This window comes from Streptomyces sp. NPDC050997 (genome assembly GCF_040660135.1).
GTDB lineage: Bacteria > Actinomycetota > Actinomycetes > Streptomycetales > Streptomycetaceae > Streptomyces.
The window spans coordinates 244880-266692 of the sequence record NZ_JBFAGK010000012.1; the positions used below are offsets into that span (position 1 = coordinate 244880).

At 69.3% G+C, this 21813-nt stretch carries 25 protein-coding genes and 4 pseudogenes; 9 read left to right on the forward strand and 20 right to left on the reverse strand.

The window, feature by feature from the left end; translation table 11 throughout:
• Positions 1-60: 60 nt before the first annotated feature.
• Both AB0H86_RS26930 and AB0H86_RS26935 read right to left on the reverse strand, forming a co-directional pair.
• A complete protein-coding gene (locus tag AB0H86_RS26930) occupies positions 61-540 on the reverse strand; it encodes a hypothetical protein (protein ID WP_362443931.1) in 480 nt (159 codons plus the stop codon).
• Positions 541-618: 78 nt separating this feature from the next.
• Positions 619-912: pseudogene (locus AB0H86_RS26935) on the reverse strand (LD-carboxypeptidase); the annotation flags it as partial.
• Between the two features lie 109 nt (positions 913-1021).
• Between AB0H86_RS26935 and AB0H86_RS26940 the strand changes: the two are divergent.
• From AB0H86_RS26940 to AB0H86_RS26950, 3 genes are all read left to right on the forward strand, one after another.
• On the forward strand, positions 1022-1627 hold the full coding sequence (locus AB0H86_RS26940; protein WP_362443845.1) for a dihydrofolate reductase family protein: 606 nt from the start codon (positions 1022-1024) through the stop codon (positions 1625-1627).
• Between the two features lie 306 nt (positions 1628-1933).
• Entirely contained in the window at positions 1934-2740 is an 807-nt protein-coding gene (locus AB0H86_RS26945; RefSeq protein WP_362443848.1) for a hypothetical protein, read from the forward strand.
• Positions 2668-2979 (forward strand): hypothetical protein, encoded by a 312-nt coding sequence (locus tag AB0H86_RS26950; RefSeq protein WP_362443851.1) that lies wholly within the window; start codon positions 2668-2670, stop codon positions 2977-2979. The genes AB0H86_RS26945 and AB0H86_RS26950 overlap by 73 nt, the downstream gene beginning before the upstream one ends.
• Positions 2980-3105: 126 nt before the next feature.
• Here AB0H86_RS26950 and AB0H86_RS26955 read toward each other — a convergent pair whose 3' ends face one another.
• Entirely contained in the window at positions 3106-3381 is a 276-nt protein-coding gene (locus tag AB0H86_RS26955) for a hypothetical protein (RefSeq protein WP_362443853.1), read from the reverse strand.
• A 971-nt stretch (positions 3382-4352) separates the two neighbouring features.
• Here AB0H86_RS26955 and AB0H86_RS26960 point away from each other — a divergent pair.
• From AB0H86_RS26960 to AB0H86_RS26970, 3 genes are all read left to right on the forward strand, one after another.
• Entirely contained in the window at positions 4353-5654 is a 1302-nt protein-coding gene (locus AB0H86_RS26960) for an IS110 family transposase (protein WP_362443933.1), read from the forward strand.
• Positions 5647-6315, forward strand: a complete 669-nt coding sequence (locus AB0H86_RS26965) for a class I SAM-dependent methyltransferase (RefSeq protein WP_362443856.1) — start codon at positions 5647-5649, stop codon at positions 6313-6315. The genes AB0H86_RS26960 and AB0H86_RS26965 overlap by 8 nt, the downstream gene beginning before the upstream one ends.
• 601 nt (positions 6316-6916) lie before the next feature.
• Complete coding sequence (locus AB0H86_RS26970; RefSeq protein ID WP_362443859.1) at positions 6917-7690, forward strand: hypothetical protein; 774 nt, start codon at positions 6917-6919, stop codon at positions 7688-7690.
• A 61-nt stretch (positions 7691-7751) separates the two neighbouring features.
• Here the strand turns inward: AB0H86_RS26970 and AB0H86_RS26975 are convergent, their stop codons facing one another.
• From AB0H86_RS26975 to AB0H86_RS27010, 8 genes and pseudogenes are all read right to left on the reverse strand, one after another.
• Complete coding sequence (locus AB0H86_RS26975; RefSeq protein ID WP_362443862.1) at positions 7752-8249, reverse strand: SRPBCC domain-containing protein; 498 nt, start codon at positions 8247-8249, stop codon at positions 7752-7754.
• A gap of 613 nt (positions 8250-8862) precedes the next feature.
• Positions 8863-9225, reverse strand: a pseudogene (locus tag AB0H86_RS26980) (ADP-ribosylglycohydrolase family protein); the annotation flags it as partial.
• A 205-nt stretch (positions 9226-9430) separates the two neighbouring features.
• Entirely contained in the window at positions 9431-10210 is a 780-nt protein-coding gene (locus tag AB0H86_RS26985; protein ID WP_362443864.1) for a sulfite exporter TauE/SafE family protein, read from the reverse strand.
• Between the two features lie 73 nt (positions 10211-10283).
• Complete coding sequence (locus AB0H86_RS26990) at positions 10284-10997, reverse strand: cation transporter (RefSeq protein WP_362443936.1); 714 nt, start codon at positions 10995-10997, stop codon at positions 10284-10286.
• Entirely contained in the window at positions 10997-11332 is a 336-nt protein-coding gene (locus AB0H86_RS26995; protein WP_362443867.1) for a metalloregulator ArsR/SmtB family transcription factor, read from the reverse strand. Before AB0H86_RS26995 ends, AB0H86_RS26990 begins: the two co-directional genes overlap by 1 nt.
• 174 nt (positions 11333-11506) lie before the next feature.
• On the reverse strand, positions 11507-11968 hold the full coding sequence (locus tag AB0H86_RS27000; protein ID WP_362443869.1) for a GNAT family N-acetyltransferase: 462 nt from the start codon (positions 11966-11968) through the stop codon (positions 11507-11509).
• Between the two features lie 54 nt (positions 11969-12022).
• Positions 12023-12550, reverse strand: coding sequence for an aspartate carbamoyltransferase (locus AB0H86_RS27005; RefSeq protein ID WP_362443871.1), 528 nt, complete (start codon positions 12548-12550; stop codon positions 12023-12025).
• A 129-nt stretch (positions 12551-12679) separates the two neighbouring features.
• The gene (locus AB0H86_RS27010) at positions 12680-14077 is read right to left on the reverse strand and encodes an MFS transporter (protein ID WP_362443874.1); all 1398 of its coding nucleotides are present in this window, start codon (positions 14075-14077) and stop codon (positions 12680-12682) included.
• Positions 14078-14181: 104 nt separating this feature from the next.
• Between AB0H86_RS27010 and AB0H86_RS27015 the strand changes: the two genes are divergently transcribed.
• Positions 14182-14793 (forward strand): TetR/AcrR family transcriptional regulator, encoded by a 612-nt coding sequence (locus tag AB0H86_RS27015; RefSeq protein ID WP_362443877.1) that lies wholly within the window; start codon positions 14182-14184, stop codon positions 14791-14793.
• A gap of 76 nt (positions 14794-14869) precedes the next feature.
• Here AB0H86_RS27015 and AB0H86_RS27020 read toward each other — a convergent pair.
• A pseudogene (locus AB0H86_RS27020) lies at positions 14870-15445 on the reverse strand (IS110 family transposase); the annotation flags it as partial.
• Positions 15446-15822: 377 nt separating this feature from the next.
• Between AB0H86_RS27020 and AB0H86_RS27025 the strand changes: the two are divergent.
• Positions 15823-16101, forward strand: a complete 279-nt coding sequence (locus AB0H86_RS27025) for a DUF6355 family natural product biosynthesis protein (RefSeq protein WP_362443880.1) — start codon at positions 15823-15825, stop codon at positions 16099-16101.
• A gap of 407 nt (positions 16102-16508) precedes the next feature.
• Here the strand turns inward: AB0H86_RS27025 and AB0H86_RS27030 are convergent, their stop codons facing one another.
• The 7 genes from AB0H86_RS27030 to AB0H86_RS27060 all read right to left on the reverse strand — a co-directional run bounded on the left by AB0H86_RS27030 (position 16509) and on the right by AB0H86_RS27060 (position 21047).
• Entirely contained in the window at positions 16509-17279 is a 771-nt protein-coding gene (locus AB0H86_RS27030; RefSeq protein ID WP_362443883.1) for an aminoglycoside adenylyltransferase family protein, read from the reverse strand.
• Between the two features lie 57 nt (positions 17280-17336).
• Positions 17337-17954: a transposase gene (locus AB0H86_RS27035; protein WP_362443886.1), complete on the reverse strand. Its 618-nt coding sequence runs from the start codon at positions 17952-17954 to the stop codon at positions 17337-17339.
• Entirely contained in the window at positions 17870-18091 is a 222-nt protein-coding gene (locus AB0H86_RS27040) for a winged helix-turn-helix domain-containing protein (RefSeq protein WP_362443889.1), read from the reverse strand. The genes AB0H86_RS27035 and AB0H86_RS27040 overlap by 85 nt, the downstream gene beginning before the upstream one ends.
• 12 nt (positions 18092-18103) lie before the next feature.
• Positions 18104-18409 carry a helix-turn-helix domain-containing protein gene (locus AB0H86_RS27045; protein WP_362443892.1) on the reverse strand — a complete coding sequence of 102 codons (306 nt, stop codon included), beginning with the start codon at positions 18407-18409 and terminating at the stop codon, positions 18104-18106.
• Between the two features lie 620 nt (positions 18410-19029).
• On the reverse strand, positions 19030-19695 hold the full coding sequence (locus tag AB0H86_RS27050) for a GAF and ANTAR domain-containing protein (protein ID WP_362443895.1): 666 nt from the start codon (positions 19693-19695) through the stop codon (positions 19030-19032).
• Positions 19696-20067: 372 nt separating this feature from the next.
• A complete protein-coding gene (locus AB0H86_RS27055) occupies positions 20068-20478 on the reverse strand; it encodes an ATP-binding protein (RefSeq protein ID WP_362443898.1) in 411 nt (136 codons plus the stop codon).
• 398 nt (positions 20479-20876) lie between these two features.
• Positions 20877-21047 (reverse strand): hydrophobic protein, encoded by a 171-nt coding sequence (locus AB0H86_RS27060; RefSeq protein WP_362443901.1) that lies wholly within the window; start codon positions 21045-21047, stop codon positions 20877-20879.
• Between the two features lie 262 nt (positions 21048-21309).
• On the opposite strand from AB0H86_RS27060, the gene AB0H86_RS27065 reads away from it, so the two are divergent.
• The gene (locus tag AB0H86_RS27065) at positions 21310-21606 is read left to right on the forward strand and encodes a Ku protein (RefSeq protein WP_362443906.1); all 297 of its coding nucleotides are present in this window, start codon (positions 21310-21312) and stop codon (positions 21604-21606) included.
• A 100-nt stretch (positions 21607-21706) separates the two neighbouring features.
• Here AB0H86_RS27065 and AB0H86_RS27070 read toward each other — a convergent pair.
• Positions 21707-21813 (reverse strand): annotated as a pseudogene (locus tag AB0H86_RS27070) (anti-sigma factor antagonist); the annotation flags it as partial.

Genomic DNA, 21813 nt, shown 5'->3' on the forward strand with positions numbered 1-21813 from the left:
GCTCCGGAGCCGACGAGCCCCCGGCGACCACACGGTCCTGCCGGGTAAGGCAGCCGACGGTCAGGCGACGGCCGGCTGAACTGTCAGGGTTCCTTCGGCTGTGCTGATGGTGGCCTGAGTGCCGAGCGGGATGGTGGGAGGGTGTGAGCCGTGTCCGGCAGGGAGCCCGCCGAGGACAGGAACGCCCAGGCGAGTCAGCCGGTCACGCAGGACGTCGGCGATGCCCCAGCCCCCCAGGGCCGGGTCATCGGCATCCCGGTCGAAGCCGAGGAACTGGCCGAGCGCGACCCCGTGCAACCCGTCCAGAGCCCCGGTCCGGGTCAGCTGGGTCAGCGCGCGGTCGACCTCCCCCAACCCTGTGCCTCGCTGGTGTTCCAGAAAGAGGATCGCCCCCTTCAGGCTCGGCAGACCGGCGCCGGCCTCGGTGCTGATCGCGCCAAGGTTGCCGCCGACCAGGACACCGCTCGCGGTGCCCTCGACGGTGACGGCCGCACTGGCCTGGCTGGTGTCCCGGTGGATGACGACGGGATCAGTGGTCATCAGCGCGCGGCGAACGGCCTCGGCCGATGCCGGCCCGCACCATTCGTCGCTCGCGTTGGGGAAGGGGCCGTGCAGGCAGGCCAAGCGGCATCGAGCCCATAGGGCGAGGTGGAGGTGGGTGATGTCGCTGAAGCCGACCACCGGTTTCGGGTCACGGCGCAACGCGTCGGTATCGAGGTCGTCGACGATGCGGTAGGTGCCCTTGCCGCCCATGGCGGCAAACACAGCGCGGACCCCCGGGTCACCGAACGCGGAGTTCAGGTCGAACACGCGATCCTCATCCCGACCGGCCATATACCCCCATCGGTCAAAGACGTGCTCACCCACCTCGGCCCGAAGCCCCCATGACGTCAGTACCTCAACGCCACGGGCGACATGCTCTCGGCCGGGGGGACAGGCCGCTCCAGTGCTGCGCCGCGGAAGTTCCGCCGATGAGTTTTTGGCGGTTGCGCGGTCTACCCGTCAACGAAAGGAGCGCACCATGCGCGAGATCACCGTTTGCACGTTCCTGACGCTGGACGGCGTCATGCAGGCGCCGGGCGGCCCGGACGAGGACGCTGAGAGCGGCTTTGAGCACGGCGGCTGGCAGAAGCCGGTGGCCGACGACGAGGTCGGCACGGCCATCGCCGGTTGGTACGAGCACTCCGACGCGATGCTGCTCGGCCGCAAGACGTACGAGATCTTCGCGTCGTACTGGCCGACCGCCGATCCCGACAACCCATTCACCCATCGTATGAACAGCATGCACAAGTACGTGGCGTCTCGGACCCTGACGTCCGTCGACTGGCAGAACTCCACGGTGCTGGAGGGCGACATCGTCGATGCCGTACGCAAGCTGAAGGCGTCCGACGGCGGCAAGATCAACGTCGTCGGCAGCGGCGACCTCGCCCAGACCCTCATGCGGCACGGCCTCGTCGACGAGTACCGGCTGACCATCCATCCGGTGATCATCGGCACCGGCAAGCGGCTGTTCGCCGACGGAGCGATCCCCACTGCGCTGGAGCCGGTCAGCGTCTCGACGACGAAGGGCGGCACCATCGTCGGCGTCTACCGGCCGAACGGCAAGCCCAGCTACGACAGCTACTAGCCAGGATGCCGAGGGCCGTGTCCGGTCGGCAGCAGACGCAGGCGGGCACCTGCTGTCACAGCGCCTCCAGCGCCTGCTGCCGTGTCACCGGACGGCACCGGCCGCCGCCCAGCACTCACCGGTGTGCACGGCATCGACGTTCGTGCCAGGAGGGCCGCGTGCAGTTGGGGCCACACACCGGCCTCAGTCCACTCAGCCAGGTGATGTGCAGCAAGCACGGCAAGGTCGGCGAGCCCCATAGCCTGCGCGTCCTCGCCGAACCCGCCCAGACCGCGCACCGCGACAGCATGCCTGTCGCCGCCTTTGTTGTCCGCGGACAACAAACCTGCCGCGGGACGGACCCGCGACGTCCTGAACGGCATCGCGGCGAAGAAGACCCGCCCGCCCAAGCCGCGCGCCCGCTCGCTCGCCCGGCTGCGCGCCGACTGGAAGGCGAGCGCGATCCGGGCCGTCGGCGTCGACGTGGTGACCTCGCTCCTCGAGCGCGCCCGTGCTGCGGCGGCGGCGATCCGGGCTCGGGTCGCCGCTGTGGTCGACGTCGGCCTGGCGGCCGTCGACGTCACCGCGATGGTGTTCGTGATGGACAAGGACGGCTTCTTCCACCGCCGGCATCTGCTCTCCGAAGCCCATCGTCATCTCGCTCTCGTCCTGCGCGGACGCCGCCGCGAGCCGGGCCTGGACGAGAAAATCGTGGACGCCGCCATCGGCGCGCACTGCCTGGACATCAGCGAGCCGAAGACGCTGCGCGGCCACATGCCGGCCTACCGCTTCTACACCGCTCGCTGGCTACTGGCCGACCTGCCCACCCGCCGCCGCCCACCGGACGCCGACCCGATCCGAGCCCCCGGCCCCTGGCCGACCCCGGCGACCAGGACACGCCCCGCCTGCCCCTGGAGCCGGGGGAGTGGGACATCTCGCGCGTCCCGCTGCTCTACCAGCGCGCGGTCATCGCCTCCACCGTTCTCAGCACCCGGCTGCGCGCCGCGCGCCGCACCGGCCGCGCCCTGTACGACGACGTCGTGGCGCACCAGCAGGCCGCGATGCCCGAGCAACTCCTCATCCCCTTCCCGGACACCGACGCCGACTCCAAGCCCCGGTGGGCGCTCGACATGACGGCGCTGCGGACCCTGAAGGAGTCCCGCACGGACGTGGAAGCACTCGATCTCACTGCCGAACGGCTACGCCACCTCCAGGACGCCTTCACCGCGGCAGCCGACCGAGCCCGCGCCACCATGGACCGCTACGCCGACCGCGAGGACACCGGCGGACCGCACCCGGAGCGCGAGGACGACCAGCGCGCTCACCAACCGCACCAGCCCGGCCCCGGCCAGAGCCCCAACGCGCGGCCATGAGCGCATCTGGTGCGCACCGAGGCGCGGTTACCAGCGCGTACATGCGCACCAGATCTGGTGGTGGTGCGCACCGAACGCCGCACAGTACTTCGCCCCGCTAAATGATCTAGCGGGGCGAGGCCTGAGCTACTTAGGACAGGGCTCACAGACACCAGGCGGGTCCCGGTACTGGACGCATCCCAATGTGCTGTCGCCATCGGTGCTGAACGCGATGACACCGGAGTTCGGGTCGATACGGATCTGAGTGATCTCGTTCTCCCCGAGCGTCACGGCTCGGCGCCCCAACTTCTCGAAAACGAGCTGGCCGATGTACTCGAGTTGCACGAGCGACGCCTTCGCGCTCGCTTGCGCTCTCTTGAGCTCGTCCGGAGCAAGGCGGACCGGTTCGATTTCTTGCTTCATGCCTACCACCAGGATGTTGGCGGAGAGGGATTTTGTGATCCCTATGGCAGACGGGCGTCTGCCATAAGAAGTTCAACACTGCTGCACACCGCCGACATGCTTAGGCGCACCCATTCGCGTGACGTGCCGTGAGCCGTGGCGGCCTCGGCATACCCCATTCCTTGATCCACAAGAGGGAAGTATGCCTCCCATTCCCGGACCAGCGGCCTGTTCCCCTGAGGCCCCCGGCCACCACGAATCTCGAAGTCCATTGCCACCTCTGAGCTGAGGTGTTGCAACGACCACTAGAACCCAGACCACGAGCCCGACCACGGCTCGACAAGGGGGCATGGTTGGGGCGACCACGTACCCCTTGTCCAAGTTGGCGCGGGCCGCCAGGGGCGAGCGTTTCTCCTAATCCAGGGTGTAAGCAGCTCGGTCCGGCCCCCCCCGCAAGGGGCTGGAGGGCGGCTCGCAACGGACAGCAGTACGCCTTGGCCCTCTCCGGTCCTTGAGGCCCGCTCTGAGACCGGCGTCGCTGTCCGCCTGCGGTTCCGTGGCGGTGACGTGGGCGTCGGGCAACGCCTGGAGTCAGCCTGGCCCGCGAGGCCTCCCGTTAGAGCGGCGAGGCCCGGTGCCTTCGCGCCGCCACGGAACCACCGCACGCCGCGATCCTCGTGGTGGTGACGCGGGTACCGGGCTGATGCCGTTGTTTTCCCCGGCCGTTGCAGGCCTCGGTCTAGAGCGGCACACCCGGTACCTCCGTGGTCACCGCGAAACTCACGGCGACCGGCTGAACGTTGATCGTCACGGTGCGAGCCCGCCCCAGGGTCTCCCTCTTGTTTCATCCGCGAGCCTGCGAGTTCTGCCGACAGATCGAGCCCCTGGGGTGCGCTGGTGTCGCGAACGGCTACTGAGATGGCGGACCGACGAGTCCTTGGATTAGGGCGCCGCGTGACCCGCATGTGCTCGTGACCTGCATGAATGAACGGATCTGGGAGGACAGCTTGACTGTGTTCTGCGGCATCGACTGGGCGGAACGCCACCACGACATGGCCCTCGTCGACGACACCGGCACCCTGCTCGCCAAAGCTCGCATCAGCGACGACGCGGCCGGCTACAAGAAGCTGCTGGACCTCCTGGCCGAACACGGTGACAGCCCCGAGACCCCCATACCGGTGGCCATCGAGACCAACCACGGCCTGCTGGTCGCGGTCCTGCGCACCGGCAGCCGCAAGGTCTTCGCGATCAACCCGCTCGCCGCCGCCCGCTACCGCGACCGCCACGGCGTCAGCCGCAAGAAGTCCGACCCCGGCGACGCCCTGGTCCTGGCAAACATCCTGCGCACTGACATGCACGCCCACCGGCCGCTGCCGACCGACTCCGAACTCGCCCAGGCCATCACCGTGCTTGCCCGAGCCCAGCAGGACGCTGTCTGGAACCGGCAGCAGGTCGCCAATCAGGTCCGCTCGCTGCTGCGCGAGTACTACCCCGCCGCCCTGCACGCCTTCCAGGGCAAGGACGGCGGACTGACCCGGCCCGACGCCCGCGGCATCCTCACGCTGGCCCCGACTCCGGCGAAGGCCGCGAAGCTTACTCTCGCCCAGCTGCGCGCCGCCCTCAAGCGCAGCGGCCGCACCCGCGCGTTCGACTCCGAAACCGAGCGGCTGCGGGGCATCTTCCGCTCCGAGTACGCCCGCCATCTCCCGGCCGTCGAGGACGCCTTCGGCCACCAGCTCCTGGCTCTGCTCAAGCAGCTGGACGCCGCCTGCCACGCCGCGGACGACCTCGCGGCGGCAGTCGAGGAGGACTTTCACCAGCACGCCGACAGCGAGATCCTGCTCAGCTTCCCTGGCCTGGGCCCCCTGCTCGGCGCCCGCGTCCTCGCCGAGATCGGCGACGACCGGAGCCGTTTCGCCGAGGCCAGAGCCCTCAAGGCCTACGCCGGCTCCGCACCGATCACCCGCGCCTCCGGCAAGAAACGCTACGGCGGCCGCCGTTTTATCAAGAACAACCGCCTCATGAACGCCGGTTTCCTCTGGGCTTTCGCCGCCCTCCAGGTCTCACCCGGAGCCAACGCCCACTACCGGCGCCGACGTGAGCACGGAGACTGGCACGCCGCCGCCCAGCGCCACCTGCTCAACCGCTTCCTCGGCCAGCTCCACCACTGCCTCCAGACCCGACAGTACTTCGACGAACAACACGCCTTCGCCCACTCCCTCAAGAACCTGCGTGAGCCGGCCATCGGTCGCAGGCGCTGTCAGTGCACCCGTCTAGATTCACCGCGTGACTGAGCCTTCCTACCTTGCCGCGGTCCGGGAGTCATACGACACCGTGGCCGACGACTACGCCTCCCTCGTCAAGACCCCGTCTGAGCTGGACCCCCTGTCACGCTCGATACTGACCGCCTTCGCCGAGCTGGTGCAGGCATCCGGCCGAGGACCGGTCGCGGACCCGGGCTGCGGACCCGGAAGAGTGACGGCGCACATGGCCGGACTCGGGGTTTCTGCGTTCGGCATCGATGTGTCCCCCAAGGTGATCGAACTGGCCCGAAGCGCCTATCCGGACCTGCGCTTCTCCGTGGGCTCCATGACCGCGCTGGAGATCGAAGACGACACGCTCGGCGGCATCCTGGCGTACTACTCCACCCACCACACACCTCCGGAGCTGCTGCCGGTCGTGTTCGCCGAGTTCCACCGCACCCTGGCACCCGGCGGACATCTCCTCCTCGCTGGCCACGTAGGCACCGGTGAGCACCGCCGTCCGACACACGCCTATGGCGGCCACCCCGTGTCCTGCGCGTCGTATCGGCTGCCCACACACCAGCTCGCTGAGCTGCTGAACCAGGCCGAATTCACCATCACCGCTCAGCTGGTACAGGAACCCGACGAGAAACTGAACTGGAAGTTCGCCAGTTTCCTGGCCTACAAGCCGACTGCCGAGGAGCCAGCTTGACCTCCTAGCCCCCTGAGATGTCTAGACCGACCTCGCTACCGCCCGCCAACAGGTCGCGGACAAGGGGTGGGCGTTCACGATGGCCGTCACGCGCTCGCAGGAGGGGCATGCAGCGGCCACCGAGCCATCGGGGCGGCTCTCCCTCGTGCGGGCACGGCATGCCACCGGCCTCACAGGGCCGGTGAAGGACGCCAACGCACAAGGGAGAGACCGGATGATGACCGACCACAGGCGCCCGCCGTACCCTGCCCGCACCGCCGAACGGCCAGTCGCACGCCCAGCGCCGGCAGGGCTGGTCGGCCGGGCGAGCCGCCGCAGTCTCCTGCCGCCAGCGCTTGCGATCCCACTGCCGTACCCACTTCCGTGCCCGGCACGAGAGCTGGCCCTATTTGCCCTGCACACCACGGCTTTTCGGGACTGTGGCGCGTCGTCACAACCCTCTTCTCTCCTCCTCTCACTGACCAAGCCCTGGGAAATAGGTGGGGGGTGGGGTGTCAGTGGTGGAGACGATCATCGGGTTCAGGGCGCGCCTGGTGCCCTCTGCGGCCGGGGGCCGGCGCCCGGCCGGTGGCCGGTCGCGACGCACGGGAGGGCGCATCTGATGGCGAAGCGCAAGACGAACGAGGCGGGATCGTCGACCAGGCATCGCGCCGATGTGCTTCGCGTGCTCGGGGTGCTCAAGGCTGCGACGGCGGATCAGATCCAGCGGTTGTCCTCACCGCACCTGACGTACCGGCACACCACGAAGAAGACGGCGGCTGTGCGGAAGGAGGCGCGCACGGGCTCCCACCGCGGCGCGCTCAACGATCTGCGCAGGCACGGCCTGTCCGTCGACGGCGGCCGCACCCGAGGCGGAGAGGAGGTGCGCCTGCTCACCAAGGACGGGCTGGCCGCCGCCGGACTCGAGTTGGACCGGGGGCCGGAGGAGATGGGCGACATGCCCAAGAGCGCGGGCCGCTCGGGTGCCTCGCACGCGATGGCTGTCAACGAGACGGTCATCGCGATGATCCGCCCGAAGCCCGACCTGGACCTGGTGTCCGGTGAGCCGGCCGAAGCCGTCGCCGCCGCCCAGGCCTGTGTCGACGCACCCGACGGGATTGGCACCATCACCTCCTACGCCACTGAGGTCGCCCTTCCGGCGACGGGCACGTGGAAGAACCCTGGCGTGGGAGGTGCGTGGGCGGACATCGTCCCCGGAGGCCGGGCTGCCGCTGCTGTTCATCGAGGCCGGCAACTGCACCGAAGACGTCGCGAAAATAGCGGCGATTCCCTCCACTTCATCGGTGTTGCCGTTACTGCTGGTCCTCGGCCCCAGGCGGCGGGGCACCGGGCTCATGGGAAGGCTCTGCGTAAACGGTCTGTTGAGGGCACCTGATGTTGTGTCGCGGAGTCATTCGAGCACTGTCGGCGGCAGGGCCCCTCCCACGGCACGGGTCTCAGGCCGAGGTAGCCGACGACATCAGTTCCTCCAGCTTGTTGAGCCCCTGTGTCCAGCCCTCCTCGTGAAGAGCTTGGCGCGGCTCAGTGGCGAAGTCGCCCTGGTCGCAGACCAGCTCGGCCGACGCACCGCCGATATCTTGAAGCGACAGCGTTACCACTGTCTCCCGATCGTCGGGATCGGGATCCTCCCACCGGAAGGTGTAGGACAGGCGTTCCGGAGGGTCGACCTCAAGGAATTCCCCCACGAGGTAGAAGAGGGCGCCTTCCGGAGGCTGCATCGCGATCCGGTAGCCACCTCCTGGCCGAAGGTCGCTTTCCACCCTCGGGGTGGTGAACCCGTCAGGGCCCCACCACTTGGCCAATTCCTGCGGCTCGGTCAACGCGCGGAATACGACCGGGCGCGGTGCGGGTAGTACACGCTGCAGATGCAGCCTCAGCCTGCCATCGTGCGTCATAGCGGACATTCTGCCATCGAAGGTGTCGGGATCGACCACCGCATTGCCCTATGTATCCCAGCCATCGTGCCGATCCGGGGCGGTGCGGGGGCAGGTACGACCACCCGGTGATCATCGCGTGCTGTCTGGACAAACGAAGATCAAGCGGTGGCCACAGGCGCCCGACAGGGCACCATGTTGGACGTCTTCTACCGCCCACAGTGCGAGACCCCGGGCCATGACTCCGGGGTCTCTTTGTGCACTGGTGTGTCCGATCGGTTCAACGACCTGCAAGCCGTGGTGTCACGCCCATTCGACCTCCAGCTCCGCGAGTGCGGCACTGTCCGGGAGCGGCGTGTCCGAACTGCGACAGTGAACCAGGGCGCCGCACCTTCTGCCGGGAAGCTGTAGTTCCGCCGGCTGGGCGGTTGAGGAGGGGGTGAGGGCCTTTTTCACGGACGGACGTCTTGAGCCGCTGCTCGTACGCCCAGCCGGTCAAGTCGTCCTCGCGTGGACCAGGCCGAAGACCACGTAGTGAGCCGGTCACTGGCGCGGCGCCTCGACCGCACCGGCCCCGCGTCGGGCGAGCGGCTGCTGAAGCCGCTCGAACGCCAGCCGGTCTCGCTCCCACACCACCAGCTCGCCGTTTATGCGGGCTGCCACATCTGTCTCATCAACAGCCCTCTTCGAGGCGGTGTGCAAGGTGGAGCAGATCTGCCAGGTGCAGCACGCGTCCGTTGAATCCTGGGAGGGGGGCATGGAGTGGCTGGGTCCAGTGGGCGGGGATTGCATGCAGCCCGTAGTACGCCCCCGCGAGGCCTCCGGTCACCGCGGCGACGGTGTCCGTGTCACCGCCGAGGTCGATCGCCGCACGTATCGCGTCTTCGAAGCTGGTGGTGGTGCGCAGGGCCCAGAGGGCGGAGCTCAGGCAGGGCCAGACGGCACCGTTGAACTCGGTTGCCTGATCGGGGTGCCAGTCGGGCGCGAGGACGGTGGCGTAGCGGCAGCGGTGGTCGGTGTGGACGTGAGCCAGGATGAGACCCGCCGTAGTACCGCCGTGGATCTCGGCATCCCGGTCTTTCGACACGTCGCCGACGAGTCGGCCGACCAACTCGCAGGGCGTACGGCAGCTTCGACGGCGTCGGCACGTACGGCGTCGTGAGCCTGGCGAGCCGGAAACCAGGTGGGAGGGCCTGCCTCGCCGACAAGAATGCTCCACAGCAGGAAGGCACCGCTCCGGTTCACGTCAGGGTCTGGGCTGCGTACAGGGCGCCGAGGGCCGCGGCGAGCGTGCCGAGCAGGAGGCGTAGGGCTCGTTCGGGCAGGCGGGGTTGGAGGTGGGCGCCGAGGTAACCGCCGATCAGTCCGCCGGTGCCGCGGGCGAGGCCGAGCCACCAGTCGGGGGCGACGTCTCCGGTGCTCGCGAGCGACAGCAGCGTGTAGGCGGCGGCGCCGACAAAGGAGGTGGCGAAGGTGGCGGCGAGCGCGGCCGGGGCGACGCGGGCGACGGGCAGGCCGCGCCCGACGAGGATCGGGCCGAGCAGGGAGCCGCCGCCGATGCCGCCGACGACGCCGACCGCCAGGGCGAGGCCGGTGAGCGTGCGCGGCGGCAACTCTCCTGCGGGTGGCGGTCGGTGGTGTGCCGCCGTGAGGGCGTGCAGGCACAGCCACAGGCCGAGCGGCAGCAGCAGGACGGCGATCAGGAGCCGGAAGACGTCCGGGCCGGGGAGGGCGAAGACGCGGACGGCGGCGCCGAGGACGACGCCCGGCAGCGTGCCCAGCATCAGGCGCCGGGCGAGGTCGCCGCGCAGGGCGCCGTCGCGGCGGTAGCGCCACAGGGCGCCGGGTCCGGCGACGACGTTGAAGAGCAGATTGGTCGGGGTGATGGCCGGACTGGGTACGCCGAAGACGCTCATCTGGATGGGGAGGAGGAACACGGCTCCGGACACGCCTACCGGGGCGGTCACGGTCGCGATCAGCAGGCCGGCAACCAGCCCTCCCGCCAATGTCCAGCCCACCATTGCCCCCGCTTGTCGATCGCCTGGTCAGTATCAGGGCCTCGGACGGTGGTGGTGACGGCCTGCAACGAGATGTTCATGAGCAGCAGGCGCAGCCGGGCCGGCAGCCGCACGCGTCCGCGTCGTCCTTCAACGGGGCAGCTGTGGGGGCGGTTGTCGGTGCGCAGCAGCCTTTGCCCTGCCAGGCGTCGCGGCCTTCCTTGACGGCGATGGCGGCGATGGCGAGGGCGGCGACGGGGTCGGCCCAGGACCAGCCGAGGGCGGCGTCGAGGACCAGGCCGGCCAGGAGCACGGCCGAGAGGTAGGTGCACAGCAGGGTCTGTTTGGAGTCGGCGACCGCGGAGGCGGAGCCGAGTTCGTGTCCGGCGCGCCGCTGGGCGGCGGACAGGAACGGCATCACCGCCAGGGAGAGGGCGGCGAGCGCGATGCCCGGCAGGGAACGGTCCGCCTCGCCGGTGCCGGCCAGGGCGCGGACGGCGTCGATGGTCACGTACGCGGCGAGCGCGAAGAACGAGAGAGAGATGATCCGCAGCGTCCTGTGCTCCCGGGCTTCCCGGACGGCATGATCTCGGGTGGAGAACTGCCAGGCGACCGCGGCGGCGGAGGAGACCTCGATGACGGAGTCAAGGCCGAAGCCGATCAGTGCGGTGGACGAGGCGATCGTGCCCGCGGTCAGGGCCGCGATGGCCTCGATGACGTTGTAGGTGATCGTCGCGGCGACCAGCAGCCGTATCCGGCGGGCGAGCGCCTCGCGGCGGTTCGGGGAGGGCCCGAGGGATATCGCGGTCATCAGCAGCAGCCCTTCGACTCCGCGTCCGGGCACGTCCTGTCCGCCTCCACCGCGACCACTGCGGCGCGCAGGTCGTCGAGGGCGTGGCCGAGGCGTTCGTCGGCGAGTTCGTAGCGGGTGCGGCGCCCGTCGGGCACGGTGACGACCAGGCCGCAGTCGCGAAGACAGGCCAGGTGGTTGGACAGCCGGGTGCGGGAGATGCCGAGCTGGTCGGCGAGGTCGGCCGGGTAGGCAGGGGCCTGGCGCAGGGCGAGCAGGATCCGGCAGCGGATGGGATCGGCGAGCGCGCGGCCGAAGCGGGCCAGCACGTCGATGTCGGAGGCAACGGTCAGCACCCCATGACAGTACAGCGAATCATGAATTCAGGAAACCATGGATAGTGGGTGGGGGTGTGTACCCGCACCCACCGCAGAGAAGGAGAGGAGTCGTGTCCGGCGACGGCAAGATGTGGCTGGGGCGCGGCGGCAGCGCACGACTTGCTTGGCGCGGTCACGGCTGCGGAATTCCGTCTACGGCTCCGCCCGCGATCGGCTGAACCCAGGGGGCCCGTTCATCACGCGGTACATGCCGATCGAGTCGTGCGCGGCGGTGTCGGCGAAGCCGAACTTCTCGTAGAGGAAGCGCGCGGGACCATCCGCGATCAGCGAGACATAGGCGGTGGCGGGCGCCCGGCGCTCCAGTTCCTCGGTGAGCGCGGCCATGATGCGCTTGCCCAGGCCGCGCCCCTGGTGCGCGGGATGTACGCAGATGTCGACGATCTGGAACGCGGTACCGCCGTCACCGATGATGCGCCCCATGCCGATGGGCTCCCCCTCGTGGTGAAGGACCACCCCGTGCCAGGTGTTGGGCAGGGCGAGCGCAACCGCTTCCGGGTCTTTGTCCGAGAGGCCGGCGTCGGTGCGCAGGCGGCGGAAGACCTCGACGGAGGGCACGCCCCCGCTCAACTCGTACGGGTCGTTCAAGCTGTCCACTTCCGATCGTGCGGTATGTGCGGTGACGGCCTGCTCCGGTGCCCGGCTCGTTGGTCAGTGGCCGGTTTCGGCGTGGTCGCCGTGGTCGCTGAGCTGTGCTTCGAACCAGTCATGCAGGGCGTCGACCAGGGCGGGCTCATCGGTGGTGTAGGTGAGGGTGGCCCCGTCGGGCCGTTCCCGGTAGTGCACCTCGATGCGTTTGTGGCCGCCTTCCAGTTCTGCCAGGCCCGGCATGGTGTCGCCGTGGATCTGGGCGAGGTCGCCGAAGTCTCCCTGGCCGAACGCCTTGGCCTCCTGTTGGAGGTGGGTGCGTATGAGGTTGACCTGCTTGGCGTCGTCGGGCTGGTCGGCGACGACGTCCTGGACGCCGCCGGTCTCGGTGGGGGTGAAGTGGTGGGTGGTCTGTTCGAGGTCGAAGGGCATCACGGTCCGGCCGCGTTCGGCGACCGCTTCCTGCCGGCCGGTCTGCCCGTCGTCTCCGTCGTGCTGCGTGCTGCCGAGCAGGAGGGCTGCGGCCAGTGCCGCTGCGACACCTGTTGCGGTGATGCCGGCCGTCAGCAGTCGGCGCTTGCTGTAGTTCATCCAGGGCCTCCGTGTTGTGGGTGGGGTCGCTGCGGTGCTGCGGCCGGCAGGGTGCATGGGGCGGGCTTCCGGCTTCGGCTGCGCCGCGGCTGTCGAGTGCTGGCGCGGCCCGTCTCTGCTGGCCTGGTCCTAGTGCTGCTTGGCGGGGATCAGCCACAGGGCGATGACGGCGGAGGCCGCGGCCAGGCCCGTGGCGACGAGGAACGCCTCGTCGAAGCCGGAGCCGGTCCGGGCGCCGGTGTGGACGGCGATGCTCGTGGCGGCGGCGCTGGAGACGGCCGCAGCACCGGCCGAGGCGCCGAACTCGTGGAAGGTGCTGACGATCCCCGACGTCACCCCGGCCTCGTGGGGTGCGACGGTGGCGAGCGCGGTGGCGGAGGCGACGACGAACAGAGCGCCCAGTCCCGCCGCGGCGACGCTCACCCCGGTGACCATCACGGCGGTACCGGACCACAGCACCGGCACGAGGAACCCGGCGGCAGCGACAGCCAGGGAGATCACGGCCAGCAGCCGTGCTCCCAGACGGCCGATCACACGGCCGGCGGCTGCGGCGGCGGCCATGGTCAGCAGCGCCACCGGCAGGAACAGCACGCCGGTCATCAAAGCACCGTGGCCCTGACGGTTCTGGAGGTAGAAGGAGCCGAGGAAGAAGGCCCCCACCATCAGCGCCGTGGTGACAGCGATCACGAAGGTGCCCGCCACCACCGGGCGCCGGCCCAGCAGCCGCAGGTCCATCAGCGGTGCCGCCGCCCGGCGTTGCCAGAGGGCGAACACCGCGTAGCCGGCTGCCGAAGCGGCGACCAGGGCCACGGTGACGATGTCGAGCCAGCCGTGGTCGCCGGCACGGATCAGGGCGTAGATGAGGTCGCCGGTCGCGGCGGCAACGAGGGCGGCGCCGGGTATGTCGAGGGAGCCGGTGGCCGCGCGCGGCAGGCCGGGCAGGATCCGGGCGAGCGCGACGAGGACGACCAGTCCGACGGGGACGTTGACGAAGAAGACCCAGGCCCAGCCCGGACCCGCCGTGATCAGCCCGCCCAGCAGCACCCCGAGGGCGGCGCCCCCGCCGCCGAGCGCCGACCAGATGCCCAGCGCGCGGTTGCGCTCGTCGCCGTCGAACAGCCGCACCACCACGGACAGTGCGGCGGGCGAGAGCATCGCGGCGCCCGCCCCCTGGGCGATGCGTGCGGCGAGCAGCAGCGGGGCGCCGGTCGCGAGTCCGGCCGCCAGCGACGCGACGGTGAACACCGCGAGCCCGGCCAGGACGACCCGCTTGGGCCCGAACAGGTCCGCGGCCCGGCCGCCGAGCAGCATCAGACTCCCGAACGTGAGGGCGTATCCGCTCACCACCCAGGTCAGGGCCGCGCGGCCCAAGTCCAGTTCCACGCCCATGTCCGGGAGCGCGATCGCGACGACGGTGATGTCGAGGATCAGCATCAACTGGGCCAGCCCCAGCAGGCTCAGGGCCGTCCAGCGCAGCGGATGCGGTCCATCCGGTGCGCGTGTGGTGGTGGTTTCCGTGTCGCTCATGACGCTCACCCCTCGCCGTTAAGTCGTACAGGTGTGTTCACGTTATACGCCCCGGGGGTATAAGCCAAACAGTGTTGTACGACTTGCTGGGGTACCGTGGGCGTATGGGCAGCAAGAACTCCACGGCCACCAAGCGCGCTGACGCGCTGCGCAGCATCGAGGCGATCGTGCAGGCCGCCGCCGAATGCCTCGGACGAAACCCGGAGGCGAGCCTGAGCGAGATCGCGCGGGCCGCGGGCGTGGGCCGGGTGACGCTGTACGCGCACTTCGCCTCCCGGGCGGAGGTCGTCGACGCGGCGATGAGCCGCGCCATCGACCGGGGCAACGAGGTCCTGGACACGGTCGATATGACCGGTGACCCGCGGCTCGCCCTGACCCGCTACATCGAGGCCGGCTGGCACCTGGTGGACCAGGCACGGGCACTGCTCGCGGCCGCGCAACGGGAACTCTCCGCCGGACGCATCCGCGAACTGCACGCCGGGCCCGCCGCCCGGGTCGAGGCACTGGTCGCCCGCGGCCGCGCCGAGGGCGCCTTCCGCACCGACCTGTCGATCGCCTGGCTGGTCAACGTCCTGCACGCGGTCATGCACAGCGCAGCGGACGAGATCCGCGCTGGCCGCCTCACCTCCGACCGCGCCGCCGACCACATCACCGCCACGGTGCTCGCCGCCTTCACGCCCCCGGGTACACCGGCACCCACCGGCGGCGGAGCGTGACGGTCAACAGCACTGACGTCGTCCACCGTGATCGGGTAGCAGTAGGCGGTGTCGGCTGCTAAGCGGAACCAGAGCGACCGAGGCGGCGGATCGTGCCCGGCGTCTGATAGCCGGTCAGCAGCACAACCAACCCCCGGCCCTTCCGTGGCAAGGTACGTTCCAGGGCCGGGAAGATGCCCAGGAGCTGCTCGCGCAGCCGGTTGATCTGCCGAGTGCGGTCGTTGACGGGATCGAGGCGGCGGCTGGTGAGGATGCGCAGGTCGACGGCCACCCCGTCACCGGGCCGCAGGAGTCCCAGGTCCTGGCGCATGCGGGCCTGGTCGGCGATGACGTGGGCGTCCTTGGCGTCGGTCTTGCTCTGGCCGCGGTAGCCGGCTGCGGCACGGTGGACAGTCAGGCCGGTGAGGTAGACCATCGACTGGCCTTGGTCGAGCAGGAGCCCGATGAGCAGAGCGGCGCCGCCGTGGTTGGTGTCCACTGCCCACAACACCTCGCCCGGATCGGGGAGAGCGAGCACATCGCGGATGAGCTCCAACAGCGCGGGCTCGTCGTTGCCGACGCGGCGCGACAGCCGTCGTTCCCCTTGGGCATCGAGTGCCACGCAGTGGTGGTGCTCTTTGCCGATGTCGACTCCGGCCCAGATCGTGAACATGGTCGCCTCCGCCAGCTGTTCGTTCTGTGATCCCGCGGACGGCCTTGCCGACGTTGTCCTGCACAGCGATCAAGTCGCTTATCCCAATGAGCGGTTGTGACCGTCACGGCTCCGGGCGGCCAAGTCATTTCAGCCATCAAGCGGCGACAAGCTCACTGCCATATCCGGAGCCCTCGGGCTCACCGATCCTACGAATGACCGGAGTTGGCCCGCCCTAAAACGGTAGGACAAGCTCAGGCGCATTCGCACCCGTTCTGGTGAAGTCCTTCATTCGTACGAGCTAGATCAATTACTACCAAGGGTGAGGAGTGGAACGCTCTGCGTGTGCGCTGCTCATCCAGTGCGCGGCCATAGCGTCCTCAAGAAGGAGTTGCCCCATGAGCGTTCGCCGTTCCCTGCCGGCCGTCCTCGGTGCCGTAACCCTCATCCTCGGACTGTCCACGGCCGCCGCGCCGTCAGCGGCCGCCGACCCCTGCGGGTTCTACGAGACCTCCAGTGACGCGTACTACAACCACTGCACGAGCGACGGCTCGCGCGTGATCATCGAAGTCGAGGTATGGGGGCCCAACTACGAGCGATGCGTGGGCCCTGGCGTCAGCTGGCTGGGATCGGCCAGCTCAATCGGCGGCGCATGGTACGTCGGGCGCACCTGCTGACCACTGATCGCAGGCGTCGCCCCACTGGCTAATCGGGTCGCAGACGGCTGCAACACACATCGTTGGTCCTTCACGGCGGGGGGGCAGGGGTGGGAGTGCTCACCCTTCGGAGCTTAGTTCGAGCGACCGACAGTGCTCCGGCTCCGGCTCGTTCCTCATCGCACTCGACACCGGCCTGGCCCACCTGCCCGCACTGGACCGCTGACCTACTGAGTTCGGCATTTGAGGGTGACGATGGTTGGCTGAGGGCCGGGCCGAGGTGCGCATTGTGCTGAGTATGGACCTGCTTGGTCGTATGCAGTGTGCAACGTCGTCGCCACCGAGCGGCTCACTCCGTGTTGGAGGGCTCGGCCGTCCGCAGGTGGGCAACCGTCAGGTTTGGCTCCCGGCGCTTCAAGCCGTGGCCCTCACATCCTCGGGGTTCGGGTGCGCAGCCGGTCGATCTCAGCGAGCACGCGGTCCACATGCGGACGCACCTGCGCCTGCAATGCATTGCTCCAGCTCTCCTCGGAGTAGGGGCAGTTGAGATAGAGCTCCCTGGCGTGCTGGAGCGCGGCGCGGTGCTCGGGCGGTAGCTGGGCGAGGGCCCAGTCGGCGGCGGCGTCCTTCGACTTGATCTGGCCAGTGGCGAGCGTGGTCCAGATGCGGGCGAAGGTCAGCAGGACGTTGCGGGTGTCGCTGTCCAGGTCGTCGAGCAGCCCGGGGATACCCGCCACGCTCGCCCGGACCAGGTCGGCCTGCGGAACCGGGTCCAGGACCTGCGCCGGGCGCGGGCCAGTGAGGGGGTGGTCGCCGGTCAGCGCCATGGTGATCAGCAGGGCCAGATCGGGCATCGGCTCCGGCTGGGGGACCTCCCCGGCCTCGTACTCGGCGCGCAGCCACTCGCCGTAGAGGAAATCACCAGTCGGCGGGTATCGCCACGGCCGGACCTCGGACTGGACGACCACGGTGAGCTCGACCGGGCGTACCTTGTTTCGGGAGCCGGAGATCCGGAGCAGTCCCCCGAGGAGTGTCCGTCGATGCTGCTCGTCCATTCGCCGCCGGGAGACGACCAGCACGTCCACGTCGCTGGCCGGCCTGAGTCCACCGAGCACCCAGGAGCCGTGGAGGTAGGTGCCGATCACATCTTTGCCCAGCACGCCGCCGACCAGCCCCACGATCTCCTGAACCTGATTCACTGCACCAGTCTCTCTTGTCATCCGGCCGAGTGCGCACCAATATCCGACTTCGACTGGTCAGGGCGATGCGTCGAGGGCGAGGCCGGTTCCGGCGAGGAACCCGCCGAGGATGCTGTGCCGGTACTGCAGTGCATTGAGCCGCCTGCGCAGCAGAGTCTCCAGCTCGCTGAGGGTGCGGGCGGCGAGGTTGGCCAGGCTGCGCTTGATGTGCGCCCACAGGCCCTCGACCGGGTTGAGCTCGGGCGCATACCCGGGCAGCAGGACCACGGTCAGCCATTCCCGCTCGGCCACAAGCGCCTGCATCGCCTTGGAGATGTGGGTGCTCAGCCGGTCCCACACCACCATCAGCGGGGCCTTGAGCAGGTGGTGGGCGCCATCCAGCAGGTGGATGTAGTCACTCTCGCCGAGCGAGCGGCGCTCGCCCTTGCGGCCGGTATGCCGGCGCAGCCGGTAGCACAGGCGGGCGGGCAGGCCGGGCCGGTAGCACAGCAGCCCGGCCACCGAGAGCCGTCCCCGGCTACGACCGGGGACTTTGACCCTCGGGGTGATGCCGCGCCGGCCCCAGGTGCGGCCCTTGGGCGGACGGCCGGTCACACCCGCTTCGTCCTCGAAGCAGACGAACGCGCCGGTCGCCGCCCTAAGGGTTTTACCTCCCGCCGGGTCGCCTCCCGCCATGCGGTGATCGCGTCCTCGTCCCGTTCGGCGGCGGGCCGCGCTGGCACCTGCACACTGAAGCCCATCCGGTGCAGCAGCCGGGTCACCCCGGAGACGCTGTAGGAGAAATGGAACTTCCGCCCGATCAGCGTGCGCACCCGTGCGGCGGTTCACACCTGGTCCTCACTCCAGCCGTGCGCGGCCGGCCCCTCTTCCAGCCATGCCGCGAGCCTGGCCTGCAGATCGGAGCCGAGCCGGCAGTCATAGCCCGGCGGCCCCTTGGAACCCAGCGCCTCGCGTCCGCCCGAGATCCAGGCACGGCGCCACTGGTAGACCGACTTCTCACTCACCCGTAACTCCTGGGCGATGCGCGGGACTTTCACGTCGTCCTGGAAGAGGTCAGCGGCCCGCATGCGTACCTCTTCGCGGCGCTTACGCTGCTCGGCGGTCAACCCGCCCCCGTCCGGATACCGCATACTTCCGGGCTACCAGCCATCACGGAACCTGTCACCGGGACCGACGAAGACACAGACGCTATAACGCCAAGGTCAGTAAGCCTGGTCCGCGGGCCGGTGGACGATGCGGCCACGGCGTCGAAGCGCACTGCCGTCCCGAGGGCGGCGAGGCCGGCCGGGCTGCCCAGGATGAGGAAGGCGTCACGGATACAGGCGGCGACGTCCGGCTGAAGCAGTGAGTAGGCGCAGCGTTGCGGCGTCGAACCCCTTTGGATGTCGCGTCCTTCGGCAGCAGTCGGCGGCAGTGCTTGTACGCGCACTGTCGGCGTTTCGGCTTGTCGAGCGACATTGCCGTCACCTCCGGTGCCCAGGTCGGCGGATGCGTATTTTGGTGCGCAACCACTGCGCAGTGCTGTGACCTGCTGGGGTCGGGTCGGTCCGTGGTCGGGTGGGTGGGCATCGGCGACGGGGCAGTGCTGAGGGTGTGACACGTGCGATGCCCCGTACGCTGTGGCTGGTGGGGCCGTTTTGAGGTCCCTGCAAGGCCCGCTTTCCCCCGTGAGCGGGTCATTGCCCGCGAGGCGGGCAGGTGCACCCCCCCGTCGACTGCCCGCCCCGTGGCCCAGCCCCGGCGCGGATGATCAGGCGGATCCGGTGGGTTCGGCCCGGACGCGCTGGGCGACGTCGCGCAGTTTGATGTTGTGGTGCTGGGAGATGCTGCGCAGCACGTTGAAGGCGTCGTCCTCGCTGAGCTGGTGGCGTTCCATCAGGATGCCCATGGCCTCGCCTATGGCGTGCCGTGTCTCCATGGCGTGTTCGAGCTGGTCGATGGTGCGGGCGTCGGCCAGGGCGACGGCGGCGTGCGAGGCGAGCAGCCAGCCCGCGGTCTCGATGTCCTTGCCGAAGGCTCCGGGGCGGCGGGAGTACAGGTTCAGTGCGCCGAAGTCGTCGTTGTCGGTGTAGAGCAGGACGCCGGTCACGCTCCCGATGCCCAGCGTGCGGGCCTGGGCGCCGAAGCGTTCCCAGGTCGGCTGGGGTCGGGTCATGTCCGCGATGCGGTACACGCGCTCGCCGTCCTGGCGGCGGGCGAGATCGAAGCACGGTCCCTCGCGCAGCTCGCCCTGCACGCGGTCGGACTCCTCGACCATGTCCCCGCAGGCGGCCAGCGTCACAACCCGGTCCTTGCGCACCGCGAGGATGCCTGCCGCGTCACAGCCCTCGACCAGCTTCACCGCCGCCGCGGCGATCTCATCCAGTGTCGCCTGGACCGAGTCCTGGGCCAGCAGATCCCGGGCGAGCAGAGCCATCTGCTCGGCCTACTCACGCCACTCCACCGTCACCACCAGCCTCGATCAGGATGCAGCCACCGTATCGCCGGCCCGCCAGGTTCCGCCGGGCGTGGCAGCCCGTGAAGTGTGTGGATCGCTGGTGGCTTCCGGGGCGGGGGAGCCAGCGCTTGCACTGACACCGTCGGCGCTTCGGCTTGTCGAGCGACATCGCAGGCACCCTCAGCGCCCAGCGTCGCGCCGCAGAGGGGTGCCGGAAACCCTCAGCGCCGCCCATCAGGAGCACTTTCGCCAGGGGCCGCGATCACCCTGATGACACGTAGCCTCGCCCGCCAGAACAAGAGCCTGACCATCACTCCACCCCCACAGACAAAAGCTGCCTGACCAGCCCGGTCACAGCAGGCGGCCCACCGGATCCCCGCCGGGGTCGTCGGCCAGCACGATCACGGCTTTCACGCGTTTGCCCACCGGCTCGCGCCGGACCTCGAAGCTGCGGCACACCGCCATGGCGATCTCCAGGCCGTGCTGTCCGACCCGGCCCGGATCGGTCGGGCAGGCCGCCGGCAGCGTCGGATCGGTGTCCCACACGCTGATCTGCACGGCTCCGTCGGCTATTTCCAGGTCCAGCAGGCACGGTCCGGGCGCGTATTTATAGGCGTTGGTCACCAGCTCGCTGACCACGAGTTCGGTGATGCCCATCGCACGTTCCGACACCGGGAGTCCGTGAACGGCCTGCACGTCGGTCATGAAACGGCGGGCAGCATGCCGCGCCTCAGCGATCGGCTCGCTGCCGGCCAAGGCCACGGCCACCAGGATCGGACGGCTGTCCAGCGGCTGAGACTCGTTTTTCGTGCATGGCTGAGCCACACCGCCACCCTTGTCCTGAGTTCCATGGTCAGGCCGCGGATACCCCTGAAACGGCGCCGCACACCAGGCACACGGTGCGCAGCCACCGCGCGATGCGGTGACCTGCTGTGGTGGGGCTCGTGGTCGGGAGACAACTCGACCACGAGGAGGTGTGGCTGGGGTCCGGTGGTTGGAGGTGCAGGTTCCACTGCTTCACCGGGCCCCAGCTATGAGGCCCGGTTCCCAGGAAGGTGTCAGTTACACCGTTTGCCCGAAAGAGCTGTCCGCATGTGGACACGCCTGTGGGCCCCGGATGTTTCCCGGGACCCACAGGCATGCTGCTGACAGGTGGTGGGTTACCAGCGATACCAGCGGCCCTTGCGGCCGCCTGTGCCCGCGGAGCGCATGATGAAGCCCAGCAGCCAGACGACCAGCACGATGACGGCGATCCACCACAGTGCCTTCAGCGCGAAACCCGCGCCGAAGAGGATCAGGGCCAGCAGAAGAACGAGAAGCAGGGGAACCATAGTTATCAACCTCCGTCGCTCCTCGTGCCCGGCGAATCGAAGAACATACGGTCGATTTCCCTGGTTTCTTCACCGCTCTTACGGGCACTGAACCCTTTCTCCACTGGCGCGTGGCATCGCGGGAGTCGCCTGGCCACACGTGTCGGGCCGCAGTAACTGAGCCTGGACGTCGCATCCTTGGGCAGCAGTGGGCGGCAGCGCTTGTACGCGCACCGTCGGCGCTTCGGCTTGTCGAGCGACATCGCCCCAGGCGTTTGTGCCGTTGGGGTCGATCGACCCGATCCGGATCGCGGAGGGCTACTTGGCGCCGGACGGGGCCGTCGCGGCGAAGCCGTACAGGCTGCTCGTCCAGGCGCTCGGCCGTTCCTCGAAGGTCGCCATCGTCAAATATGGGTGGTCGGGCCGGGAACGCCTCGGTCTACTGCGGGTGCACGGTGACGTGATCGTCCTCTATGCGATGCGCTGGCCCGACGAAGTCCGCGACCCGGCCGCCGTCGACCCGCCGACCGCTGACGTGTCTGATGACGAGCTGCCGCCAGCGGTAGGGCAGCAGCTGTAGGCAGCCGTGCAGCGGCGGTCAGCTGAGCGGTATGCCCCGGGCCCGGAGGCCGGGCAAAGGCCCGAGGCGCTGGGGACGCTGGCACAAGCGGCCACGAAGGTTAGGCGGTAATGGCCTGTTCGACGGTGGGATGGCAGGGGATGACCTGGTCCAGGCCGACGAGCTGAAGGACCCGCAGTACCGGGTTCTGGGCGCGGGCGATACGCA